We start from the raw sequence: 21,359 nt of genomic DNA, 5'->3' as shown, positions 1-21,359 counted from the left end.
GGTCTAGCCTACCGCTGACAGGTCCGGCAATAGAATGTCGAGCGACCGCTTTGCACGATGCGATCGATGTGGCCGCCGCAGCCGGGCTTTGGGCACGGCTCGCCTTCGCGGTCGTAAACCGCGAACGAGTGCTGGAAATAGCCGAGCGACCCGTCGGCCTGAACATAGTCGCGCAGCGACGATCCGCCGGCAGCGATCGCGTCGGCGATGACCGACCTGATCGCCTGCGCCAGGCGCTCGCTTTGTTCCCGGGCCTTCTTGCCGGAGCCGGCGAGGGTGCCCGCCTCGCGCAGCGGCGACAGGCCGGCGCGCCACAGCGCTTCCGACACATAGATGTTGCCGAGCCCGGCGATCAGCCTCTGGTCCAGCAACGCAGCTTTGAGTGGCGCCCTGCGGCCTTTCAGCAGTGAGGCAAGCAGGCTGCTGTCGAGCGCGTTGCCGGTCGGCTCGACGCCCAGCCCGGCCAGCATCGGATGCGCGTCCGGCGCGCCCTCGGCGAACAGCATGAAGCCGAAACGGCGCGGGTCATTGAAGGTGATGCGCGAACGGACGCTGCTCGGCGAGACCACATCGAACACGACATGGTCGTGGGCGGAGCTTTTCGAGCGCTCGTGATGAAACACGCCGGGAATGTCGCTGGTCTCGGGATTCTCGACGCGGAATGATCCGGACATCCCGAGATGACAGATCAGCACCGGACCATCGTCCACATGCATGGTCAGATACTTCGCCCGCCGGCCGAGCGCAGTGATCGTCTTGCCCGCCAGCCGCTCCGAGAAGCGCTCGGGGAGGGGGAAGCGAAGGTCGGGGCGGCGCGCCTCGACCTTGACGAGGCGCGCGCCTTCCAGGACCGGTTGCAGACCGCGCCGAACCGTTTCGACTTCAGGCAGTTCTGGCATGGCCGCCCATCGCTGCCAGGAAGGAAGTGCCGTTGCGACCGGGCGCGAGGCCAAGGTGCTCCGCGACGGTCTCGCCCATATCGGCGAAGGTCGATCGCAAGCCGATGTCGCCGCCCTTCAGCCCTGGTGCGATGCCGATTACGGGAACGCGCTCGCGCGTGTGGTCGGTGCCGCGCCACGTCGGATCGTTGCCATGGTCGGCGGTGAGCATGAGCAGGTCGCCCGGCCGGACACGGGAGAGTGCCTCCGGCAGCCGGCGGTCGAAGGCTTCGAGCGCTCCGGCATAGCCGGCGACGTCGCGCCGATGGCCGAACTCGGTGTCGAAATCAACGAAGTTTGCAAAGACCAGGTCACCTTCGCCGGCATCGTCCATGGCGCCGAGCGCCTTGTCGAACATCGCCATGTTGCCGCCCGCCTTTCGAACCTCCGATATGCCACGATGGGCGAAGATGTCCCCGATCTTGCCGATGGCGATAACCTTGCTGCCGCGCTCCGTCAGCCGGTCGAGCAGTGTCGGCTCCGGCGGCGGCACGGCAAAGTCGCGCCGGTTGTGGGTGCGCTGAAAGGTGGCCGGCGTTTCGCCGACGAAGGGCCGCGCTATCACGCGTCCGATCTTCAGCCGATCGACCAGCCGGCGCACCGTCAGACAAAACTGATAAAGCCTTTCGAGGCCGAAATGCTCTTCATGCGCGGCAATCTGCAGCACGGAATCGACGGACGTGTAGCAGATGGGCTTGCCAGTGCGGATATGCTCTTCGCCAAAGCGCTCGATGATCTCGGTTCCAGGCGCATGGCAATTGCCGAGGATGCCGGGCACCTTGCCCTCGCGGACGATGGCGCCGGTCAGGTCGGCGGGAAACGCGGGCACGGTGTCCGGAAAATAGCCCCAGTCGAAGCGCACCGGCAGGCCTGCGATCTCCCAGTGGCCCGAGGGCGTGTCCTTGCCGCTGGACACCTCCTGGGCGGCTCCGTGGAATGAGGAGGCCAGCAGCGCCTTGTCGAGACCGAACGATTGTCCTGTCGCGATACGGGCCGCTTGCGCGAGCCCGAGCGAGACCATGTTGGGCACCGCGAGCGGGCCCCTTCGCAAAGCTTCCCGATCGGCGCTGCCTTCCGCGCAGGCCTGGGCGATGTGGCCGAGCGTGTTGGACCCGGCATCGCCATAGCGTTCGGCGTCGGCCGCGCCGCCGATACCGAAGGAATCGAGAACGAACAGGAAAGCGCGCGCCATGATGTCTTCATTGCCAGTCCGAGGAGCCAGACATAGGGTTCCGCGGCGGCGTTGGCAAATCGGAAACCAGACTGGAACGAACCGGCGCACGCGGTTGAGCACGGGGTGATGTCGAGGGCCAGCGGTGGTCATGGCCGGCAAATCCGCGGCAAGGAAGATGCGAGGCGGATGACCCTTTCGGCTGGGAGCCGACCGGGGTCGATGGCCCGCCGGCCAATTCCGGCGGCACGCTTGTCGGGTTTGCGGCTGCAGGCGGCCCGAAATAACTCAGCAATCGCTGCAGGGGACGGTCGGGCTGCGGCGCGGCCTCAGATAATAGGTCTCGCCCATCGATATGTTGCTGAAGGCCGAGGTCAATCCGAGCGCCTGCGCGTCGTCCGCGGACCAGGTGATGATCGGCTTGTAGCCGAGATTGCTTTCCACCCTGACAAGGAAGGTGTTGCGGATCTTCAATGTCGTGGGAACCGTAGTGATGCTGTCCTTCGCAGCATCGGCGCTGTAAGTGTTGCCCACCAGCTTGCGCGACCATGCCACCTGCACTTTCGGCGATGCTTCGTCGGTGATCTGTATTCCGGTGATGATGATCGACGGCGACGAGCGGTTGTAGGGCTGCAGGGTCGAGCTGCCGATCTTCATGATCGCGTCGAGGTCGGCCTTCACCACGCTCTGCTGCTGGGTGACAAGATCCGCCACCATGCTGCCGATGCGGCTCACCTTCTTGCTGGTCTCGATGGCCTGCGAGGCTTCCATCGTGACGAAATACATGATCAGCAGGACAGGCACGATGAATGCGAACTCGATGGCCGCGACGCCCCGGCGATCGCGGCAGAACCGCATCGCTTTCGCGGTGATGGCCGAAATTCCCCGATATGCCCCCGCACGGTACATGCTCTAGCCTCCACTCCGCGGCAGTATCAGTCGTCGAATGGTTCGTTCTGCCACGTCACGGACGCGAAAAGCAGGGTGTTGCCATCCTTCAGATTGGCCATCGACCTGGCCATGAAGTCGGTCATCACGGGCCATTTGTAGAAAACCCGCAGCATGTTTTTCGATTCGGCCAGGCCTGGCGAAACCGAGAAGCTTGTCGAGCTCGCCCCCTGCGTCAGGACGATGTCGCCGTTTTCGATCTTGAATCCCGCCGTGGCGGCGTCGGCGAAGCTGGCATATTCGCGCAGATCGACCAGCAATCCCGGGCAGTTTTTGGCGACCATGATCTCAAGCTTGCTGCAGATCAGCTGCTTGATCGATGTTTCGGTCACGTCCGCCTTCTTGATCTGGCCGGTCCGCAGCTGGCGCGCCACGTCGTCGGTAGCGTTGGCCATGACCTCCTGCCCGGCAAATGAGATGCAGCTTTCGAGAATCGCAAAGACGAGCAGCGCGAAGGGAATGGCCAGCATTGCGAATTCCATCGCCGTGCTGCCGCGTCTGTCGCTGAAGAAACCGGGGCGGCGCTTAGCCTGCGTCGTGCCGTTCCTGCCGTGCCCCGGTGTCGGATCCTCGCCCATGTCCCGTTCCCGCCGATCCTTCGATATCGGCCGCAACTTAGCCAAAACCAATTGAAGTCGGGTTTGGAGGACCGTTAAACTCCTGGGAATTCTTGTAAGCCCGCATTAACGTCACCGGCGCCCGGTGCTCAGTGTCCGCGGTCAGTGGCCCGCGCTCATCTCGGCTTCGGAAGCCTTTTCGGCCTCGCTCTTGTAGGAGCTCTCGCAATAGGGGGTGCACGACATGGTCTGAATCTCGGCGCGCCTGTAGATGCGCACCGTGGTGGCCGCCTGCCGCGTGACGATCACCTGCTCGTCGATGATAGGGCTGCCCTCCGAATCCATTACCACCAGATTGGTGACGCCAAATCCTTTGCCGGTGAGCACGATGGTCGAGGAGTCCTGCACAGCCGCGTCGGCGATCGCCGGATTGCCGACCACGACTGTGTCTGCCCCGCGCGACAATTTGATGATCTTGGCCTGGTTCATGGTGACCTCGATGCCCGGGCCGGCCTTGGCCGGCACCACGAAAGCGGCGGTCGCCAGCAGCGCGGCAACTGGAAGTGACGACTTCAACCCGATCATTGATGCGCTCCGAGGCGGCAAACTTTTCAACGGAACATGAACGAGAATGGTGAACCAACGGTTAAGTCCGGGCGGGACACGATAGGGGATTGCACTGCAAGTAGGACATGCAGTTCGCCATCCGCTTTTTTAGCAAAGTCGCGGGTGCCTCGGTCTATGGGGCTTTTTCGGCGCTTAGTGCGCAGTTAACCAAGCAATAGCTTCGCCGCCGGAAAGGAATCGGTAAGGCTGTTTATTAAGCCGATCGAAAGGCCTTCTCCCTAGATTGGCAGCATCCGATCAACCGCCAAGAGAAGTTGACGGAAGTGCTGTAACACGTGGAGTAGGAGCTCTCGAATGTCTAACCTCATCGCACGTTTCGTGAAGGACGAATCCGGCGCAACGGCTATCGAATACGGTCTGATCGCTGCCCTCATCGCCCTCGCCATCATGGTCGGCGCCGGCTCGCTCGGCGATGCCCTGAACAACAAGTTCCAATTTATCGCTGACGAGGTCAAAAACTCGTAATCGCTGCCGAGTATATTCAGCGAAAAAGGGCCGCCTCTGGCGGCCCTTTTTGATGAGCCGAAGTGGATTGGACCATTCGTCCTCATCGATCGTTAATCCGCCAGGCCTAGACTGAGCCGAGAATTCTCGCCGCGGGCACCTATGTCCATGCTTGAAGCCGTGATCTTCGTCGTTTTTCCCTTCTGCATGCTGTTTGCAGCGATCTCGGACACGCTGTCGATGACGATCGCAAACCGGGTTCCGGTGCTTCTGCTGGCGACGTTTGTCCTGGTGGCCCCGCTGACCGGCATGGATTGGGCGCCTTTTGGCTGGCATTTGGCGGCTGGCGGCCTCGTCCTGGCCTTCACCTTCGGCCTTTTCGCGCTCGGCGGCATGGGCGGCGGTGATGCCAAGCTCTTGGCCGCGACCGCGGTCTGGATGGGCCTCAACATCCATCTTCTCGAATATCTGGTGATCTCGACGATCATCGGCGGGCTGCTCACATTGGCCATCCTGGCCTACCGGAAGTCGCCCTTGGCGGCCTACACCGGCCATAACCGCTTCCTGCGCCATTTCGCCGACCAGGCCGTGGGCGTGCCCTACGGCATCGCGCTCGGGCTCGGCGGGCTCCTAGTCTATCCGGATTCGCCGCTGATGGCCTGGGCGCTGGCAAGGCTGACGGCCTAGCCGTCCCCACGATGACCGATTGGTTCAAAGGCGGCTTGGCCGCCTTTTTCGTTAACGCCGGCCGTTCATTCGAATTTGAATAAACGTTAAATTAATCACGATCGTAAGTATTGCATTAACCTTGTTTTGACGATTGCGGCTGCAAAGTCCGGCCTGGCTAGGTGGTTTGCCATAGGCGAAGGGTACGGACGAATGCCAGCATCCCGACTGATTATTCTGGGCGTGGCGGTGGCCGCGGCGGGTGGCGCCGGTTATGTTGCAAAGAACATGGTGGTGGCGCCGCCGCCCCAGATCGTGGTTGGCGCTCCGAAGGCGCCGGCCATAGCGTTGCAGGACGTCCTGGTCCTTTCTGGCGACGTCCCGATGGGCAGTCCGCTGGAGAGCAACATCCGCTGGGAAAAGTGGCCCTCCGACGGCGTCAATGCAAACTTCATCACCCGCGCCGCCGAGCCCGATGCGGTGGAAAAGCTCAAGGGCTCCGTCGCCCGCGTGGCACTGTATACGGGCGAACCCTTGCGCCGGTCCAAGCTCATCGGCGAAGGGCAGAGCTTCATGTCGTCGATCCTGCCGTCCGGCATGCGAGCCGTCGCCACCGCGATATCGGCGGACACGTCGGCGGGCGGCTTCATCCTTCCGAACGACTTTGTCGACGTCATCATGACCCGCCGCGCCGACGGCGCCAACGGCGGCAGCGGCTTCAACACCGAGACGATACTGAAGAACATCCGTGTGCTGGCCATCGACCAGACCATCCAGGAAGACGAAGAAGGCAAGAAGACCAGGGTCGGCCAGACCGCGACGCTTGAGCTGACGCCGCAGCAGGCTGAAATCATCACCGTGGCGCAGCAGATGGCGGATCGACTGACGCTGGCGCTGCGCCCGATCACCGATACGAACGAAAAGAACCTGGACGAGGCCGACTACTTGATCAACGGCAACGGGCGCCGCGGGACAGTGCGGGTGATCAAGGCAGGCGAAGTTTCCGAAGTGGGAGCAAGGAAATGAGGCTAAATGGTAAACTGCCGTTGACGCTGGCGGCGGCGATGGGCCTGCTCCTTGCTGGCTTGAACGCGCCCGGCCTTGTCGATGCGAGAGCCGCAGCCAAGACGGCCGGCGTTTCGGCGTCGGTGGCAACGCAGCGCGTCAAGCTCGGCCTCAACAAGTCGGTGGTCATCGACCTGCCGAGCGACGCTTACGACATCCTCGTCGCCAACCCGGCGGTCGCCGACGCGGTGACCCGCACCGCACGGCGTGTTTATCTGTTCGGCAAGGCGGTCGGCGAAACCAACATCTTCGTCTTCGGTCCCAATGGCGAGCAGATCGTCAGCCTGGATCTGGCCGTCGAACGCGATGTCGCCGGCCTGGAAGATTATCTCAAGCGCTTCATTCCATCCTCCGAGATCAAGGTCGAGCTGCTGAACGACAACGTCGTCCTCACCGGAACCGTGGACACCCCCCTCGATGCCAAGCGCGCGGTCGATCTGGCGACCATCTTCGTTTCTGGCGGTGAAGCGACGACCGGTCAGTATTCGCAGACCGCGGCCGGCGGCTCGGCCAATGGCGGCGTCGACATCAACAACCCCGACAGCGAGCGCCGCGTCTCCAAGATCGTCAATCTCCTGCAGATCATCGGCGACGATCAGGTCACGCTCAAGGTGACGGTCGCGGAAGTCAGCCGCTCGGTGATGAAGCAGCTCGGCGTCAACATGGTCGGCAATGGCGGCAGCGATGGCATCTCCTGGGGTGCCCTGAGCGACACCTTCACCGGCCTTGGCAAACCCATTTCGAATTCGAACATCGCCATCGGCACCTCCGCTCTCCAGGCCTACATTAACGCCATGGAACAGGCTGGCGTCATGAAGACCCTGGCCGAGCCTACGCTGACCGCCGTGTCCGGCGAGAAGGCGACTTTCAAGGTCGGCGGCGAGTACAACATGGTGAACAGCGTCAGCGCGAACGTTTCCACCGACAACCAGACCGGCATTAGGACGTACTCCGTCGAGAAGATCGAATACGGCATCGGCCTGGAGTTTCAGCCTGTGGTGCTGTCTCCCGGCCGCATCAGCCTGAAGGTCAGGACTTCTGTCTCCGAACCGACGACGGAAGGCTCCGTGGCGTTTTCAGCCGGCGGAACGAGTCCGGGCATGAATGCCTTGTCGCTGCGCAAACGTCTGGCCGACACGACGGTGGAATTGCCTTCGGGCGGCTCGATGATGATTGCCGGTCTCGTCCGCGACGACGTCCGGCAGGCCATCAACGGATTGCCCGGGCTGACGAAGATCCCCGTGCTCGGCACGCTGTTCCGCAGCCGCGATTTCGTGCGCAACGAAAGCGAACTCGTGATCATCATCACGCCCTATCTGGCGAAGCCGGTTGCGCGCAACGAACTGGCCAAGCCGGACGACAATTTCAACCCGCCGAGCGATGGCGCCGGCATGTTCCTTGGGCGCGTCAACCGCGTCTACGGCACCATGCAGACCGACAGGCCTCCGGGCCGCTATCACGGCGTCGTTGGCTTCATCTACAAGTGAGCGGGGAAGCGGACATGTATCAGTCAGCATCGAAGACCATGACGATCGCAGCGGCAGGTTGGGGCCGCGAGCGGATTCGGCGGTCCGCAGTCCCGGCTTTGGCGATGGCGCTGGCGGCATCGCTCGCCGGCTGCGCCAGCTGGCACCGCGACAGCGTGACGGTCGGAGCGATCCCCGACGACTATCGGACGAATCATCCGATCGTCATTGCCGAGAAGAACCAGAAGATCGATATTCCGGTCGGCGCCGGCGATCGCGGCATGACCGGTTCGCAGCGCGACACGCTGCTCGGCTTCCTCGACGGCTACGACAGGAGCGCGGCCCCGGCGCTGACGATCGCGACCCCGGTCGGCTCTGCCAACGCCGCGGCCGCTGCCGCGGCCAGCCGTGATTTCGCCAGGCTCGCCATGGCCGCCGGCGTCAGGCGCAACAACATCGTCATGACCTCGTATCAATCGGCCGTGCCCGAGGCATCGGCGCCGGTGCGCGTCGCCTTTGTGGCGGTGAGGGCCCAGACGGACAGATGCGGGCGTTGGCCCGAAGATCTGACCCAGACGTCCGAGAACAAGCACTATGCCGATTTCGGCTGCTCCTATCAGAATAACCTCGCCGCTCAGATGGCCAATCCCAACGATCTGCTGGGGCCGCGCAAGCAGTCCCAGATCGACGCCGAGAACCGCGGCGCCGTGATCGACATCTACCGCTCGCGGGGCATATCGGACGAGTTCCTGGGCAATTCGGAAGTGACTTACTAAGGCCGCGCAATCCACGAAAAGAGCATGACGATGAGCAATCTTGCCTACGACACGCCCTCGGATGTCGGCGACGCCTCGCAACAGGACATCGCCGCCATGCAGGCGCTGCGGCCGGTGCCGCGCATCTCGATCCAGGCCTTTTGCGAGACGGAAGGCGTCGCCAATCCGATCGAGCGCGCCGGCGCGGATCGCCGCATGGCCAAGGCCCACGTCAAGGTTCACATGGGCGGCATCGCCACGGCGATCGAGTTCTACCAGTCGGCGCCGACGCCCAACCTGATCCTGCTGGAGTCGCGCAGCGAACCGAAACAGCTGCTCGAGCAGCTTTCCCATCTCTCCGAATATTGTGATCCGTCCTCGAAGGTGGTGGTGATCGGCCACTACAACGACGTCGGCCTCTATCGGGAACTCATCCGCTCCGGCATTTCCGAATATGTGATCGCGCCGGTCTCCATGACCGACATCGTCAGTGTCGTGTCGTCGATCTTTGTCGATCCGGAAGCCGATCCGATCGGGCGCTCGATCGCCTTCATCGGTGCCAAGGGCGGCGTCGGCTCCTCGACCATCGCTCACAACGTCGCCTGGGCGATGTCGTCACTGTTCAAGTCCGAGGTGGTGGTCGCCGATCTCGATCTTGCCTTCGGCACGGCCAACATCAATTTCGACCAGGACCCGGCGCAAGGCATCGCCGAAGCGGTATTCGCGCCCGAGCGGGTCGACGAAGTCTATCTCGACCGGCTGCTCGCGCAATGCGCCGAGCATTTGTCGCTGCTCGCTGCACCCTCCACGCTCGAGCGCGTCTATGATTTCGATTCCGACGCCTTCGCGCAGGTCATCGAAACGGCGCAGCGCAGCGCGCCCCTCCTGGTGCTCGATGTCCCCCACATCTGGAGCGGATGGTCGAAGAGCACGCTGATCAAGGCCGACGAGATCGTCATCACGGCAACGCCTGAGCTCGCCAACCTGCGCAACACCAAGAACATGATGGACATGCTGAAGCGGCTGCGTCCGAACGATCCGCCGCCGAAGCTGGTCATCAACCAGGCCGGCGTGCCGAAACGGCCGGAGATCGCCGCTTCCGACTTCGCCGAACCGCTCGGAATCACGCCCATGGCGGTGATCAACTTCGACCCGCTGCTGTTCGGCAATGCGGCCAACAACGGCCGCATGCTGGGCGAGATGGACGCCAAGAGCCCGGTTGTCGGCACCATCAACGAGATCGCGCATGTGCTGACCGGGCGCAGCGAAATCAAGTCCAAGAAGAAGGTTGGCCTGGGCTCGCTCCTCGGCAAGCTCTCGCTCAGCAAAAAGTGACGCTTTCATCGCGGCATCGGGTAGTCGATCATGTTTGGTAAAAGAGGCACAGATGACGGCAATCGGGCGAAGCCCGAATTCCGTCCGCCAGCACCGGCTCCCGCCGCTCCCGGCACCGCTGCGACGGCGGTTCTCGAACGGCCGGCCGCGGCCAGCGCGCCCGCCACGCCGCCCCCCCGCCGCGCGGTCGAGCCGCCGCCGGTGGCGCCCGAGCCTCCAAGAAGGGTTCAGCGCGAGCGCAGCGAGACCTATTACGACACCAAGAGCCAGGTCTTTTCGGCACTCATCGACACCATCGACCTGTCGCAGCTCGCCAAGCTCGATCCCGAGAGCGCGCGCGAGGAAATCCGCGATATCGTCAACGACATCATCGCGATCAAGAACTTCGCGATGTCGATCTCCGAGCAGGAGGAATTGCTCGAGGACATCTGCAACGACGTCCTGGGCTATGGGCCGCTGGAGCCGCTGCTCGCGCGCGACGACATCGCCGACATCATGGTGAACGGCTCCAAGAACGTCTACATCGAGGTCAACGGCAAGGTCGAGCAGACCGGCATCCGCTTTCGCGACAACCAGCAGCTGCTCAACATCTGCCAGCGTATCGTCAGCCAGGTCGGCCGCCGCGTCGATGAATCGAGCCCGATCTGCGACGCCCGCCTTCCGGACGGCTCGCGCGTCAACGTCATCGCGCCGCCACTCTCCATCGACGGCACCGCGCTCACCATCCGCAAGTTCAAGAAGGATAAGCTGACGCTCGATCAGCTGGTCAAGTTCGGCGCCATCTCTCCGCATGGCGCCGAGATCCTGAAGATCATCGGCCGCGTCCGCTGCAACGTCGTCATCTCGGGCGGCACCGGCTCCGGCAAGACGACACTGCTCAACTGCCTCACCAACTATATCGACCGCGAGGAGCGCGTCATCACCTGCGAGGACTCGGCCGAGCTGCAGCTGCAGCAGCCGCATGTGGTCCGTCTCGAAACACGCCCCCCGAACCTCGAGGGCGAGGGTGAGGTGACCATGCGCGACCTGGTCAAGAACTGCCTGCGCATGCGGCCCGAGCGGATCATCGTCGGCGAGGTGCGCGGACCGGAAGTGTTCGACCTTCTCCAGGCGATGAACACCGGCCATGACGGTTCGATGGGCACCATCCACTCCAACAGTCCGCGCGAATGCCTGAACCGCATGGAATCGATGATCGCCATGGGCGGCTACTCTCTGCCGCAGAAGACCGTGCGCGAGATCGTCGTCGGATCGGTGGACGTGATCATCCAGGCGGCCCGCCTGCGCGACGGTTCGCGCCGCATCACGCACATCACCGAGGTGATCGGCATGGAAGGCGACGTCATCATCACCCAGGACCTCGTCCTCTACAACATCAAGGGCGAAGACTCGAACGGCCGGTTGATCGGCGAGCATGTGTCCACCGGCATCGGCCGTCCGCATTTCTGGGATCGCGCCCGCTACTATGGCGAGGAGCAGCGCCTCGCCAACGCGCTCGAGGCCATGGAGAAACGTTCTGACTGATGCAGCTGGAGGCGTAGGGGTCCAGGTCGATGTTCGGAATTGACAACACCGTACTGGCGTTCGTCGTGCTTGCCGGCTTCAGCGCCGGGGCGGTGGCTTATGCGTTCCTCTTCAACCGCATCAGCAACGAGAAACAGGTCGGCAAGCGGCTTGAGACGATCAAGGCCGCGGAGACCGACCATTCGGTGGCGAAGGCTTCGCGCGACCGCGCCGCGGAAGCCGTCAAGCGGCGCAAGTCGCTTCAGGACTCGCTGAAGCAGCTCGACGAGAAGCAGAAATCGAACGACCGCATCGTCAAGAAGCCGCCGCTGAAGACCCAGCTCCGCCAGGCCGGCATGACGGTTTCCATCGAGCGCTTCTACCTTTACTCGGTGGTCTGCGGCATCGCCCTGACGGTGCTCGCCTTTTTGGCGGGCGCGCCGTTGCTCGTGCTGCCGGGCGCCTTGCTGGCCGGCGCCTTGGGCCTGCCGCGCTGGTTCGTGTCTTTCCGCCGCGCTCGCCGGGTCAAGGCATTCCTGGAGGAATTCCCGAACGCCCTCGACATCATCGTGCGCGCCGTCAAGTCCGGTCTGCCGCTGAACGACGCGATCCGCCTGATCGCCAACGAGTCGCCCGAGCCGGTCCGCGCCGAGTTCCGCCGCGTCGTCGATTCCCAGCAGGTGGGCATGTCGATCCCCGACGCCACCCTGCGCATGCCCGAAACCATGCCCTGCACCGAGGCGGGCTTCTTCGGCATCGTCATCCAGATCCAGTCGCAGGCCGGCGGCAATCTCTCCGAGGCCCTGGGCAATCTTTCGCGCGTGCTGCGCGACCGCAAGAAGATGAAGGCCAAGGTCCAGGCGCTGTCGATGGAAGCCAAGGCGTCCGCCGTCATCATCGGCGCGCTGCCTTTCGTCGTCGCCTTTCTCGTTTATCTTTCGAGTCCGAATTACATCATGCCTCTGTTCACCACGAGCGTCGGCAATCTGATCCTCGGCTGTTCCGCCGTGTGGATGTCGATCGGCATTCTTGTGATGCGCAAGATGATGAATTTCGAAGTGTAGGGGTGAGCATCCCATGACCGACCAGGTTGTCAGAACCCTTACTGATCCGTCCTTTCTGATCGCCCTGCTGGTCGGCATTGCGGTGTTTGCCACCGTCTTCACGCTGTTGCCGGCGCTCGGCGGCAACCAGCTCAAGTCGCGCATGAAGACCGTGGCGTTGGAGCGCGACGAACTGCGCGCCAAGCAGCGCGCCCGACTGGCCAACGAAGCCGATCGCCGCCGCAAGGGCGGCCTGCGCGAGGAGCAGTCGATCGGCATGCGGAACATCGTCGAGCGGCTGGATCTTCGGCGCGCGCTTGCCGATGAAGGCACATTGCAGAAGCTCAAGGTGGCGGGTTTCCGGGGCCAGAATCCGCTGACGCGCTTTCTGTTCTTCCGCCTGGTCCTGCCCTTCGTCGGATTTGCCCTGGCGGCCGTTTACCTGTTCATGCTCGGCGGGCTGCCGCAACAGCCGCCTTTCATCAAGCTGTTCGTCTGCGTCGTCGTCGCCTATGGCGGCTTCTACGCGCCGATCCTCTACGTCAACAACCGCGCGGCCAAACGCAAGCAGTCGATCCAACTGGCGTGGCCGGACGCGCTCGACCTGATGCTGATCTGCGTGGAATCAGGCATGTCGGTGGAGGCGGCGCTGCGCAAGGTCGCCGACGAGATCGGCGGACAGTCGGTGGCGCTTGCCGAGGAGTTCGTGCTCACAAATGCCGAACTCTCCTATCTGCAGGAGCGCAAGGTTGCCTATGAGAACCTGGCCAGCCGCACCGGTCTGGAATCGGTGAAGTCGGTGTCCCAGGCGCTGGTCCAGGCCGAACGCTACGGCACCCCGGTCGCCACTGCGTTGCGCGTGCTGGCTTCGGAAAGCCGGGACATGCGCATGAACGCGGCCGAGAAGAAGGCGGCCGCGCTGCCGCCGAAGCTCACCGTGCCGATGATCCTCTTCTTCCTGCCGGTTCTGTTCGCCATCATTCTCGGCCCTGCCGGCATCCAGGTCAGCCAGCGTGGCATCTTCGGCGACCACAACTCCAGCAGCAAGTAGGCGAGCCAGTTCAGGAGCAAAACAAAAGCCGCGCGGCTGATGCCTGCGCGGCTTTCGACGTCTTGATGTGACCGGGACCGGCCTGCTGTCAGTTGGTCGCGGCCTTCGCCTTGTCCTGGGCCTTGAGCTGGTTCCAGGCATTCTGCTGGGCGAGCATCTGCCGCAGATAGGCGACGTTGGCCTGCGCCTGTTCCGGCGACAGCTCCTGCGAGGCGATTTTCTCGGCTTCGTCGAACCGGCCTTGCAGGCCGACGACCAGCGCCAGATTCTGGCGCACCCGGCTGTCGGCATTCGGCTGCTGCGCGGCGGAGCGCATGTAGGTTTCCGCGGTGCGGAGGTCCCCCTCGAGCACGTAGGACATGCCGAGGTTGGACAGGATCGAGGGTTCGTTCGGCTTCAGCTCGAGCGCTTTGCGGTAGTCCTGGCGCGCCTCGTCCCTTTGGCCCATCTGGTCGAGGATCGCGGCTTCCGCCGAAACCAGTCGCCAGTCCGGATATTCCGGCGTCTGCGCGCGGCGCACGGCATCGAGCGCCGGCTCGAACTGCCCGTTGGCGGCGAGCGCCTTGCCGTAGGCGGCAAGCACGTCGCGATCCTTGGGGTAGGCGATCGCCAGCTTGCGCATTACCGCCAGCGACTGATCGGCGTCGCCGTCCATCTGCAGGGCCGCTGCGAAATTGGTCGCGATCCGCTTGTCGTTCGGATTCCGGGCGTAGGATTCGCCAAGCCTGGTCGTCGCGCTGTGCAACTCGGCGGCCGACATGGTTTCCAGCGGCCTGGAGTCGGAGCGGGATATGGAGCCGGTTGTGAGCTTGCTGGTGCTGCCGCACCCGGCGACGCCGGCGGCCAGCGCCGCCACCAATGCCGTGCTGATCAGACGCTTGCCTGTGATGTTGAACGCTTTGATCGGCATCGGCGTCGGGTCTCCGTTCCTGCGCGACCATTGGCTGGCCGTCTCTCCCTTCGCAGAAATATTCTGTTAACCCTAACGGACAGTTAACGATCGGCTGTCGGCGAATGTCTTTGCTGCCTGCAACTGCCTTCGCCAGCCAGTTTGGGCGCGACGGACATGCTCGCCGCGCGGGCGCCCGCGCGGCTGCCATTGCCTTGCATTCCTGACTGCCGGGCTGGGCGCCGTTTACGCGAGCGCGGCCATGGCGATCCACAAGAGTGTCCGAATTGCCGTTGGAATCTCGTCATAGTTCTGCCAGTGAGACAGGTCAGAGCCGCTGAGAAACCCAAGCCGGAGAGCATCGAATGCCTGTCGAACTCGTCGAAGGGAACCAGACGGCGGCACTGCCGGTCCACCTGGTTCGAAAGGATCGTCTCGAAACCGTCGGGCTTCCGGAGGCCGCCATGGCCTGGGCCCGGGCCAACGGCTTTTCCGGCGAGGCGGGCCGCACGCTGATCCTGCCGGGCGAGCACGGAGCCATCGCCGGCGCGCTGTTCGGAACCGGCGACGGCGAGAACGCGCTTGCGGTCGGTGCCCTGGCTCGCTCGCTGCCTGAAGGCGACTGGTATTTTGCCCAGGATTTGCCGCAGCCGGATCTCGCCGCGCTTGCCCTTTTGCTCGGCGGCTACAGCTTCACCCGCTACGGCAAGAAGCCGGGCAAGGCGTCGCGTTTCGCGCTGCCGGCGGGGGCCGACGGCCGGCATGTCCGCGACATCGCCGACGGCGTCTTTCGGACACGCGATCTGGTCAATACGCCAACCAGCGACATGGGACCGGCCGAACTGGAAGAAGCCGTGCGGACGCTGGCCGCCGAGCATCGCGCCGACGTCTCGACGATCAGCGGCGATGATCTCCTGATCCAGAATTTCCCGATGATCCACGCCGTCGGCCGCGCCTCGACCAGCGCGCCACGCCTGGTTGACATGACTTGGGGGCCAAGCGATGCACCCAAGGTGACGCTGGTCGGCAAGGGTGTCTGCTTCGATACAGGCGGGCTGGACATCAAGCCGTCGTCCGGCATGCTGTTGATGAAGAAGGACATGGGCGGCGCGGCCAATGTTCTGGGCCTGGCGTCCATGGTCATGGCGGCGAAACTCCACGTGCGGCTGCGGGTGCTGATCCCTGCTGTGGAGAATTCGATCGCCGGCAACGCCTTCCGGCCGGGCGACGTGCTGAGGAGCCGCAAAGGCATCACCGTCGAGATCGGCAACACCGATGCGGAAGGCAGACTGGTTCTGGCCGACGCGCTGGCGCTTGCCGACGACGAGGAGCCCGGCCTGCTGATCGACATGGCGACGCTGACGGGTGCCGCCCGCGTTGCGCTCGGTCCCGACCTGCCGCCGTTCTACACTGGTGACGAGGCACTGGCGTCCGACATTGCGGCGGCGTCGATCGCGGTGGAAGATCCTCTGTGGCGCATGCCGCTCTGGCGGCCCTACGACGCAAAGCTCAACTCCAAGATTGCCGACGTCAACAACGTCACCACGGACGGTTTCGCCGGCTCGATCACGGCGGCGCTGTTCCTCAAGCGCTTCGTCGAAAAGACCGCCGGCTGGGCGCATTTCGATATCTTCGCCTGGAACCCGAGCGATCGTCCGCATGGTCCGACCGGCGGCGAGGCGCAGGGCATTCGGGCGCTGGAGCGGGTGATCTCGCAGCGTTTCGGCTAGTGCGCTGCATGCAAGCCGGCGAAATGCCCGGGACTGAAACGGAACCGAAACAATTTGCGGTCATGCTGGGGCGATGTCGATCTCGATGCGCCCGAGCCAGGCTTTGCGATTGTGGCAGCAGGTGATGCTGTCGCAGGTGCGCGAGGGCGAGCCCGATCTCACCATGCGCCAGACGGCGATCCTGTTCACCATCTACCTCGATCCGCCGCCGCATACGGTGCGCGGGCTGGCGGCCAGGCTCAACGTCACCAAGCCGGTTATCACCCGCGCGCTCGACACGATGGGCGCGCTGAAGCTGGTGTCGCGCCATCGCGACGAACTCGACAAGCGCAATGTCCTGATCCGGCGCACGGTGGAGGGCGCGCTCTTTGTCGAGCGCTTCGGCGATGGTATCGTCGCCAGGGCGCACGAGTTGCCCATCTGACCTTTTCAATGGACGGATTGCCGATTTGACCGCCAGGGACGCCCGCCTTCACGCCTTTCGTTCCGACCTTGCCGATGCCAGGCTGAAAGGGAGGGTGGCGGCCGACCGCTTCGTCGCCGGCCGCCCGGCGCGGATCGCCGCCTCGGTCGCCGATTTGCGCAAGACGCCGCGCCCCGATGCCGGCGTCGACACGCAGGCGCTGTTCGGCGACGACGTGCTGGTCTTCGAGGAGGCGGAAGGCTGGGCTTGGGTTCAGGCCGAGGCCGACGGTTATGTCGGCTATGTCGCGGACACGGTGCTGGGCCCGCGCGAGAAGACGCCGACCCACATCGTCTCGGTGCCGCGCACCTTTGTCTATCCCGGCCCGGACCTGCGCTTCCCGACAGCTGGCCAATTGTCGATGGGGTCTTGCGTGACGGTGACACGCTCCGCCGAAACGCGCGGCACGCATTATGCGCTGCTCCCCTCCGGCCAGGCTGTCATCGCCCGCCATCTGCGGCCGCTCGCCGAGGTCGGCGATGACTATGTCACGATTGCCGAAAGCTTCCTCGGCACGCCCTATCTCTGGGGCGGCGTTTCCGGCTTCGGCATCGACTGCTCCGGTCTCGTCCAACTGTCGATGCGCATGGCCGGCCGCAACGTGCTGCGCGATACCGACATGCAGGCGGCGAGCATTGGCTCGCCATTCGAGCCCGGTCCGGATTTCTCAGGACTGCGGCGCGGCGACCTCGTCTTCTGGAAAGGCCATGTCGCGATCATGACCGACGCCAAAGACATGGTCCACGCCAACGGCCACACCATGCTGGTCTCGCGCGAGGGGCTGAAGGAGGCGGTTGAGCGCATCAGCTATCTTTATGGCGGCCCGACGGGGTTTAGGAGGCCATAGCGCCTTTGCCTCTCCCTTGTCAGGGCAGGGCTATCGCATATGAGTAAGCGCCTGGATGAGGTAGTCGTCATTCCAGGCGCATTTCTTGATGCGGTGGCTAATGGGGACTTTGTCGACATCGGCGCCCTGAAGGATGTTTCTGGCGATGCGGTTGAGGAGCGCGGTGTTGGCGGGAGCATTGTCCTTGCGGGCGCGGGATTGATCCTCGTCCAGATGGACGTCGAGCATCCAATGCAGCCCATTCTCGATCTGCCAATGGGCTCTTGTGAGTTCGAGCGCCTGTTGCGGTGATAGCAATGTGGAAGCCATGAACAGGCGCGTCAGCGGCTTGGTCTGGTCGCGCCGGCTGGTGATGCGGATGAAGGCTTTGTGACCGGGCATCAGCGGTTCGGCCGCCGCCACGACCTCGGCCTGCCGCCATTCGCTGCGGCCATGGCTGGTTTCAGTCCGCTCCGCGACAGCGGGGGTGATCTCGGTCAGTTGTTGCTTGGCGTGAGCAACCCAGTGCCGGCGGTTTCCTTTAAGCGCGAGCAGGTAGTCGCCGCCGCGTTCGGTGATGGCCTTTGCCATGCGCGTGTGACAGTGGAGCGCATCGGCGGTGACCATTCTGCCAGTAAGATCAATGAGTTCGACGACCCTGAGGGCTGCCTCGACCTCGTTCTCTCCGGCGCCGGGCGATACCGCCGCCAGACACAGCCGCGTCTCGGCGGCGAAGGCTGACACCGTCAGCGGCGGACTGGCCGCAAGGCCCTTCTCATAGGCTCGCCGCAGCGCCTTGCCGTCGAGCGAGACCACCTCCTCGCAGGCACGCGCGAAGCCCGCGGCAAAGGCGGCGAAAGCACGGCCGAACGCCTCTGGATCCAGCAGCCGCAACAGCCGCGAGAAGGTGTCGTGGCTGGGCGCCACCTCATATTCGATCAACCGCGACAGCGCCTGCTTGCGCTCTTGCGCGAACAACGAGAACTCCGTCGCATTGCTCGCCCCGCACAGGCTCGCCGCGATCATCATCACGATCAAATCGCCAAGCCGATGCGTGGCATTGCCGGCGCGCGGATCGGGCAGCGCGCCAAAATAGCTCTCAAGGCTGGAAATGGCAGTCTCTCCTTCGTTCGACTGCCTGCCCAAAGAATCCCTTCTCAGGCCAACTTCAAGTCCCAAAAAGCCATATGCGATTCCCCTGCTTGTCAGGGGGAGAAGGGAGAAATGATCCCCTTTTGTTCCGATTCTTCTTGGCGATGGCGGCCCGCCGCGCTACCTCTGGCGTGTGACAGAGCAGCCGCGCCTTGCCGAACTGAATGCCGCCGTCGTCCTGCCCGAGCCATTCGTCAAATGGTTTGCCGCAAAGGGCTGGTCGCCGCGCGCCCATCAGCTCGAACTGCTGGCGAAGGCTCAAGGTGGACAATCGGCCTTGCTGATCGCGCCGACCGGCGCCGGCAAGACGCTGGCTGGCTTCCTGCCTTCGCTCACCGAGCTTGCCAAACGGCCGCGCCGCAAGCCGGGCGAAGCGCATCGCGGCATCCACACGCTCTACATCTCGCCTCTCAAGGCACTGGCTGTCGACATCGAGCGCAATCTCGGCAGGCCGGTCGAGGAGATCGGGCTCCCGGTCACCATCGAGACACGCACCGGCGACACGCCCTCGCACAAGCGCCAGCGGCAGAAGCTGGCGCCGCCCGACATATTGCTCACCACGCCCGAACAGCTTGCCCTGCTGATCGCCTCGAACGATGCCAGGCGCTTCTTCGAGGACCTGCGCTATGTCGTGCTCGACGAACTGCATTCGCTGGTCACCTCGAAACGCGGTCATCTGCTGGCGCTCGGCTTGGCGCGGCTGCGCGCTTTTGTCCCCAAGCTGCAGACCATAGGCCTGTCAGCCACAGTCGCCGAGCCGGACGAATTGCGGCGCTGGCTGGTCAGCCAGGCTTCCCCGGGAGCGATGTCCGAGCTTATTGTGGTCACCGGCGGCGCGAAGCCCGAAATCTCCATCCTCGACTCCGAAGAGCGGGTTCCCTGGGCCGGCCATTCGGCCCGCTACGCCACCCCGGAAATCTACCGCGAGATCAAGCGTCACAAGACCACTCTGCTCTTCGTCAACACACGCAGCCAGGCCGAGTTGCTGTTTCAGGAACTGTGGCGTGTCAATGACGACACGCTGCCGATCGCGCTCCATCACGGCTCGCTCGACGTCGCGCAGCGGCGGCGGGTCGAAAAGGCGATGGGCGAAAATGCGCTGCGTGCCATCGTCGCCACCTCGACCTTGGATCTCGGCATCGACTGGGGCGACGTCGACCTGGTCGTGCATGTCGGCGCGCCGAAGGGCGCCAGCCGCCTGGCGCAGCGCATCGGCCGCGCCAATCACCGCATGGACGAGCCCTCCAAGGCGATCCTCATTCCTGCCAACCGCTTCGAGGTGCTGGAATGCCGGGCGGCGCTGGACGCCAACTATCTCGGCGCTCAGGACACGCCGCCTCTCGTAGACGGAGGGCTCGACGTGTTGGCGCAGCACGTGCTGGGCTGCGCCTGCGGGGCGCCTTTCCATGCCGATGCGCTGTTCGACGAAGTGACCACGGCTACGCCTTATGCGGGTCTCGACAGGCCGACCTTCGACAGGGTCGTCGAGTTCGTCGCGACGGGCGGATATGCACTGAGAAATTATGAGCGCTATGCCCGTATCCGCCGGACCAAGGAGGGCTTGTGGCGGGTATCCAATCCCCGCATGGCTCAGCAGTACAGGTTGAATGTAGGCACCATCATCGAAGTGCCGGCGCTCAATGTTCGCTACGTCCAGGCTGGAAGCAAAGGCGCTGCCTCGCGCGGCGGCAGGGTGCTGGGAAAGATCGAGGAAGCGTTTCTGGAGACCTTGACCCACGGCGACACGTTCATGTTCGCCGGCAGGGTCCTGCGCTTCGAGGGCATCCGCGAAAATGAGTGCTTCGTGTCGAACGCTCCCGGCAGCGACGCGAAGGTGCCTTACTATGGCGGAGGCAAGTTCCCGCTCTCGACCTATCTCGCCGAGCAGGTGCGCGCCATGCTCGACGATCCGCAGCGCTGGAAGAAGCTGCCCGAGCAGGTGGCGGACTGGCTGCGGTTCCAGGCCGACAAGTCCGTCCTGCCGAAGCGGGACGATCTGTTGATCGAGACGTTTCCACGCGGCAACCGGTACTACCTCGTTGCCTACCCGTTCGAAGGCAGGCTCGCGCATCAAACGCTCGGCATGCTGCTGACCCGCCGCCTGGACCGGGCGGGCGCCAAACCGGTCGGCTTCGTCGCCACCGACTATGCACTGGCCATCTGGTCGCTGGCCGACATGGGCCGGATGTTCAGCAACAGAAAGCCCTCGCTCGCCGCGCTCTTCGATCAGGACATGCTCGGCGACGATCTCGAGGCATGGTTCGCCGACAGCTGGCTGCTGAAACGCACCTTCAGGAACTGCGCGCTCATTTCAGGGCTGATCGAGAAGCGCCATCCCGGCAAGGAGAAAAGCGGCCGCCAGGTCACCGTGTCGACAGACCTGATCTATGATGTGCTGCGCAGCCATGAGCCCGACCATATCCTGCTGCAGGCGACCCGTGCGGATGCCGCGACAGGATTGCTCGATGTCAGTAGGCTTGCGGAGATGCTCTCGCGCATCCGCGGTCGAATCGTGCATAAGAATCTCGAACAGATATCGCCGTTGGCGGTGCCGATCATGCTCGAGATCGGCAAGATGCCGGTGCATGGCGAGGCGGACGAGACGCTATTGATGGATGCCGCCACCCTCGTCGAAGAGGCCATGGGGCCGGAAATGATGGACTAGAGCAATTCCAGGAAAAGTGTGAAGCGCTTTTTCGTCCGGAATTGCAGCAAGACAGACAGATAGAG

At 63.9% G+C, this 21,359-nt stretch carries 20 protein-coding genes; 13 read left to right on the top strand and 7 right to left on the bottom strand.

Annotation, left to right across the window (positions count from 1 at the left end; genetic code table 11):
* Nucleotides 1-8: 8 nt before the first annotated feature.
* The 5 genes from mutM to EJ074_RS12800 form a co-directional block, all read right to left on the bottom strand.
* The gene (mutM, locus tag EJ074_RS12820) at nt 9-899 is read right to left on the bottom strand and encodes a bifunctional DNA-formamidopyrimidine glycosylase/DNA-(apurinic or apyrimidinic site) lyase (protein ID WP_129553501.1); all 891 of its coding nucleotides are present in this window, start codon (nt 897-899) and stop codon (nt 9-11) included.
* A complete protein-coding gene (locus EJ074_RS12815) occupies nt 883-2,130 on the bottom strand; it encodes a phosphopentomutase (protein ID WP_095806528.1) in 1,248 nt (415 codons plus the stop codon). Before EJ074_RS12815 ends, mutM begins: the two co-directional genes overlap by 17 nt.
* 267 nt (nt 2,131-2,397) lie before the next feature.
* A complete protein-coding gene (locus tag EJ074_RS12810; RefSeq protein ID WP_095806527.1) occupies nt 2,398-3,018 on the bottom strand; it encodes a TadE/TadG family type IV pilus assembly protein in 621 nt (206 codons plus the stop codon).
* Between the two features lie 26 nt (nt 3,019-3,044).
* On the bottom strand, nt 3,045-3,635 hold the full coding sequence (locus tag EJ074_RS12805; RefSeq protein ID WP_095806526.1) for a TadE/TadG family type IV pilus assembly protein: 591 nt from the start codon (nt 3,633-3,635) through the stop codon (nt 3,045-3,047).
* Nucleotides 3,636-3,776: 141 nt separating this feature from the next.
* Nucleotides 3,777-4,199, bottom strand: a complete 423-nt coding sequence (locus EJ074_RS12800) for a pilus assembly protein N-terminal domain-containing protein (protein ID WP_095806525.1) — start codon at nt 4,197-4,199, stop codon at nt 3,777-3,779.
* A 336-nt stretch (nt 4,200-4,535) separates the two neighbouring features.
* On the opposite strand from EJ074_RS12800, the gene EJ074_RS12795 reads away from it, so the two are divergent.
* The 9 genes from EJ074_RS12795 (at nt 4,536) to EJ074_RS12755 (ending at nt 13,569) form a co-directional block, all read left to right on the top strand.
* Entirely contained in the window at nt 4,536-4,706 is a 171-nt protein-coding gene (locus tag EJ074_RS12795) for a Flp family type IVb pilin (protein WP_095806524.1), read from the top strand.
* 147 nt (nt 4,707-4,853) lie between these two features.
* The gene (locus tag EJ074_RS12790; RefSeq protein WP_095806776.1) at nt 4,854-5,372 is read left to right on the top strand and encodes a prepilin peptidase; all 519 of its coding nucleotides are present in this window, start codon (nt 4,854-4,856) and stop codon (nt 5,370-5,372) included.
* A gap of 192 nt (nt 5,373-5,564) precedes the next feature.
* Nucleotides 5,565-6,377 carry a Flp pilus assembly protein CpaB gene (cpaB, locus tag EJ074_RS12785; RefSeq protein ID WP_095806523.1) on the top strand — a complete coding sequence of 271 codons (813 nt, stop codon included), beginning with the start codon at nt 5,565-5,567 and terminating at the stop codon, nt 6,375-6,377.
* Nucleotides 6,374-7,903 (top strand): type II and III secretion system protein family protein, encoded by a 1,530-nt coding sequence (locus EJ074_RS12780; RefSeq protein WP_095806522.1) that lies wholly within the window; start codon nt 6,374-6,376, stop codon nt 7,901-7,903. The genes cpaB and EJ074_RS12780 overlap by 4 nt, the downstream gene beginning before the upstream one ends.
* A 14-nt stretch (nt 7,904-7,917) precedes the next feature.
* Nucleotides 7,918-8,658, top strand: a complete 741-nt coding sequence (locus tag EJ074_RS12775; RefSeq protein WP_095806521.1) for a CpaD family pilus assembly protein — start codon at nt 7,918-7,920, stop codon at nt 8,656-8,658.
* Nucleotides 8,659-8,688: 30 nt separating this feature from the next.
* Nucleotides 8,689-9,972, top strand: a complete 1,284-nt coding sequence (locus EJ074_RS12770; RefSeq protein WP_176478385.1) for a CpaE family protein — start codon at nt 8,689-8,691, stop codon at nt 9,970-9,972.
* Between the two features lie 30 nt (nt 9,973-10,002).
* Complete coding sequence (locus EJ074_RS12765) at nt 10,003-11,496, top strand: CpaF family protein (RefSeq protein WP_095806519.1); 1,494 nt, start codon at nt 10,003-10,005, stop codon at nt 11,494-11,496.
* A 29-nt stretch (nt 11,497-11,525) separates the two neighbouring features.
* Entirely contained in the window at nt 11,526-12,539 is a 1,014-nt protein-coding gene (locus EJ074_RS12760) for a type II secretion system F family protein (RefSeq protein WP_095806518.1), read from the top strand.
* A 13-nt stretch (nt 12,540-12,552) separates the two neighbouring features.
* Complete coding sequence (locus EJ074_RS12755) at nt 12,553-13,569, top strand: type II secretion system F family protein (protein WP_095806517.1); 1,017 nt, start codon at nt 12,553-12,555, stop codon at nt 13,567-13,569.
* Between the two features lie 88 nt (nt 13,570-13,657).
* On the opposite strand, the gene EJ074_RS12750 is transcribed toward EJ074_RS12755, so the two are convergent.
* On the bottom strand, nt 13,658-14,479 hold the full coding sequence (locus EJ074_RS12750) for a tetratricopeptide repeat protein (protein WP_095806516.1): 822 nt from the start codon (nt 14,477-14,479) through the stop codon (nt 13,658-13,660).
* A 344-nt stretch (nt 14,480-14,823) separates the two neighbouring features.
* On the opposite strand from EJ074_RS12750, the gene EJ074_RS12745 reads away from it, so the two are divergent.
* From EJ074_RS12745 to EJ074_RS12735, 3 genes are all read left to right on the top strand, one after another.
* On the top strand, nt 14,824-16,188 hold the full coding sequence (locus EJ074_RS12745; RefSeq protein ID WP_095806515.1) for a leucyl aminopeptidase family protein: 1,365 nt from the start codon (nt 14,824-14,826) through the stop codon (nt 16,186-16,188).
* A 73-nt stretch (nt 16,189-16,261) separates the two neighbouring features.
* Entirely contained in the window at nt 16,262-16,612 is a 351-nt protein-coding gene (locus tag EJ074_RS12740; RefSeq protein WP_095806514.1) for a MarR family winged helix-turn-helix transcriptional regulator, read from the top strand.
* Nucleotides 16,613-16,637: 25 nt separating this feature from the next.
* Nucleotides 16,638-17,498: an NlpC/P60 family protein gene (locus tag EJ074_RS12735; RefSeq protein WP_165349924.1), complete on the top strand. Its 861-nt coding sequence runs from the start codon at nt 16,638-16,640 to the stop codon at nt 17,496-17,498.
* Nucleotides 17,499-17,528: 30 nt separating this feature from the next.
* Here the strand turns inward: EJ074_RS12735 and EJ074_RS12730 are convergent, their stop codons facing one another.
* Nucleotides 17,529-18,623, bottom strand: coding sequence for an ISAs1 family transposase (locus EJ074_RS12730; RefSeq protein WP_245454792.1), 1,095 nt, complete (start codon nt 18,621-18,623; stop codon nt 17,529-17,531).
* Between the two features lie 139 nt (nt 18,624-18,762).
* Between EJ074_RS12730 and EJ074_RS12725 the strand changes: the two genes are divergently transcribed.
* A complete protein-coding gene (locus tag EJ074_RS12725) occupies nt 18,763-21,294 on the top strand; it encodes a ligase-associated DNA damage response DEXH box helicase (RefSeq protein ID WP_129553500.1) in 2,532 nt (843 codons plus the stop codon).
* Nucleotides 21,295-21,359 lie beyond the last annotated feature (65 nt).

The organism is Mesorhizobium sp. M3A.F.Ca.ET.080.04.2.1, from assembly GCF_003952525.1.
Lineage (GTDB): Bacteria > Pseudomonadota > Alphaproteobacteria > Rhizobiales > Rhizobiaceae > Mesorhizobium.
This window is presented reverse-complemented; position numbering and strand designations above follow the sequence as displayed.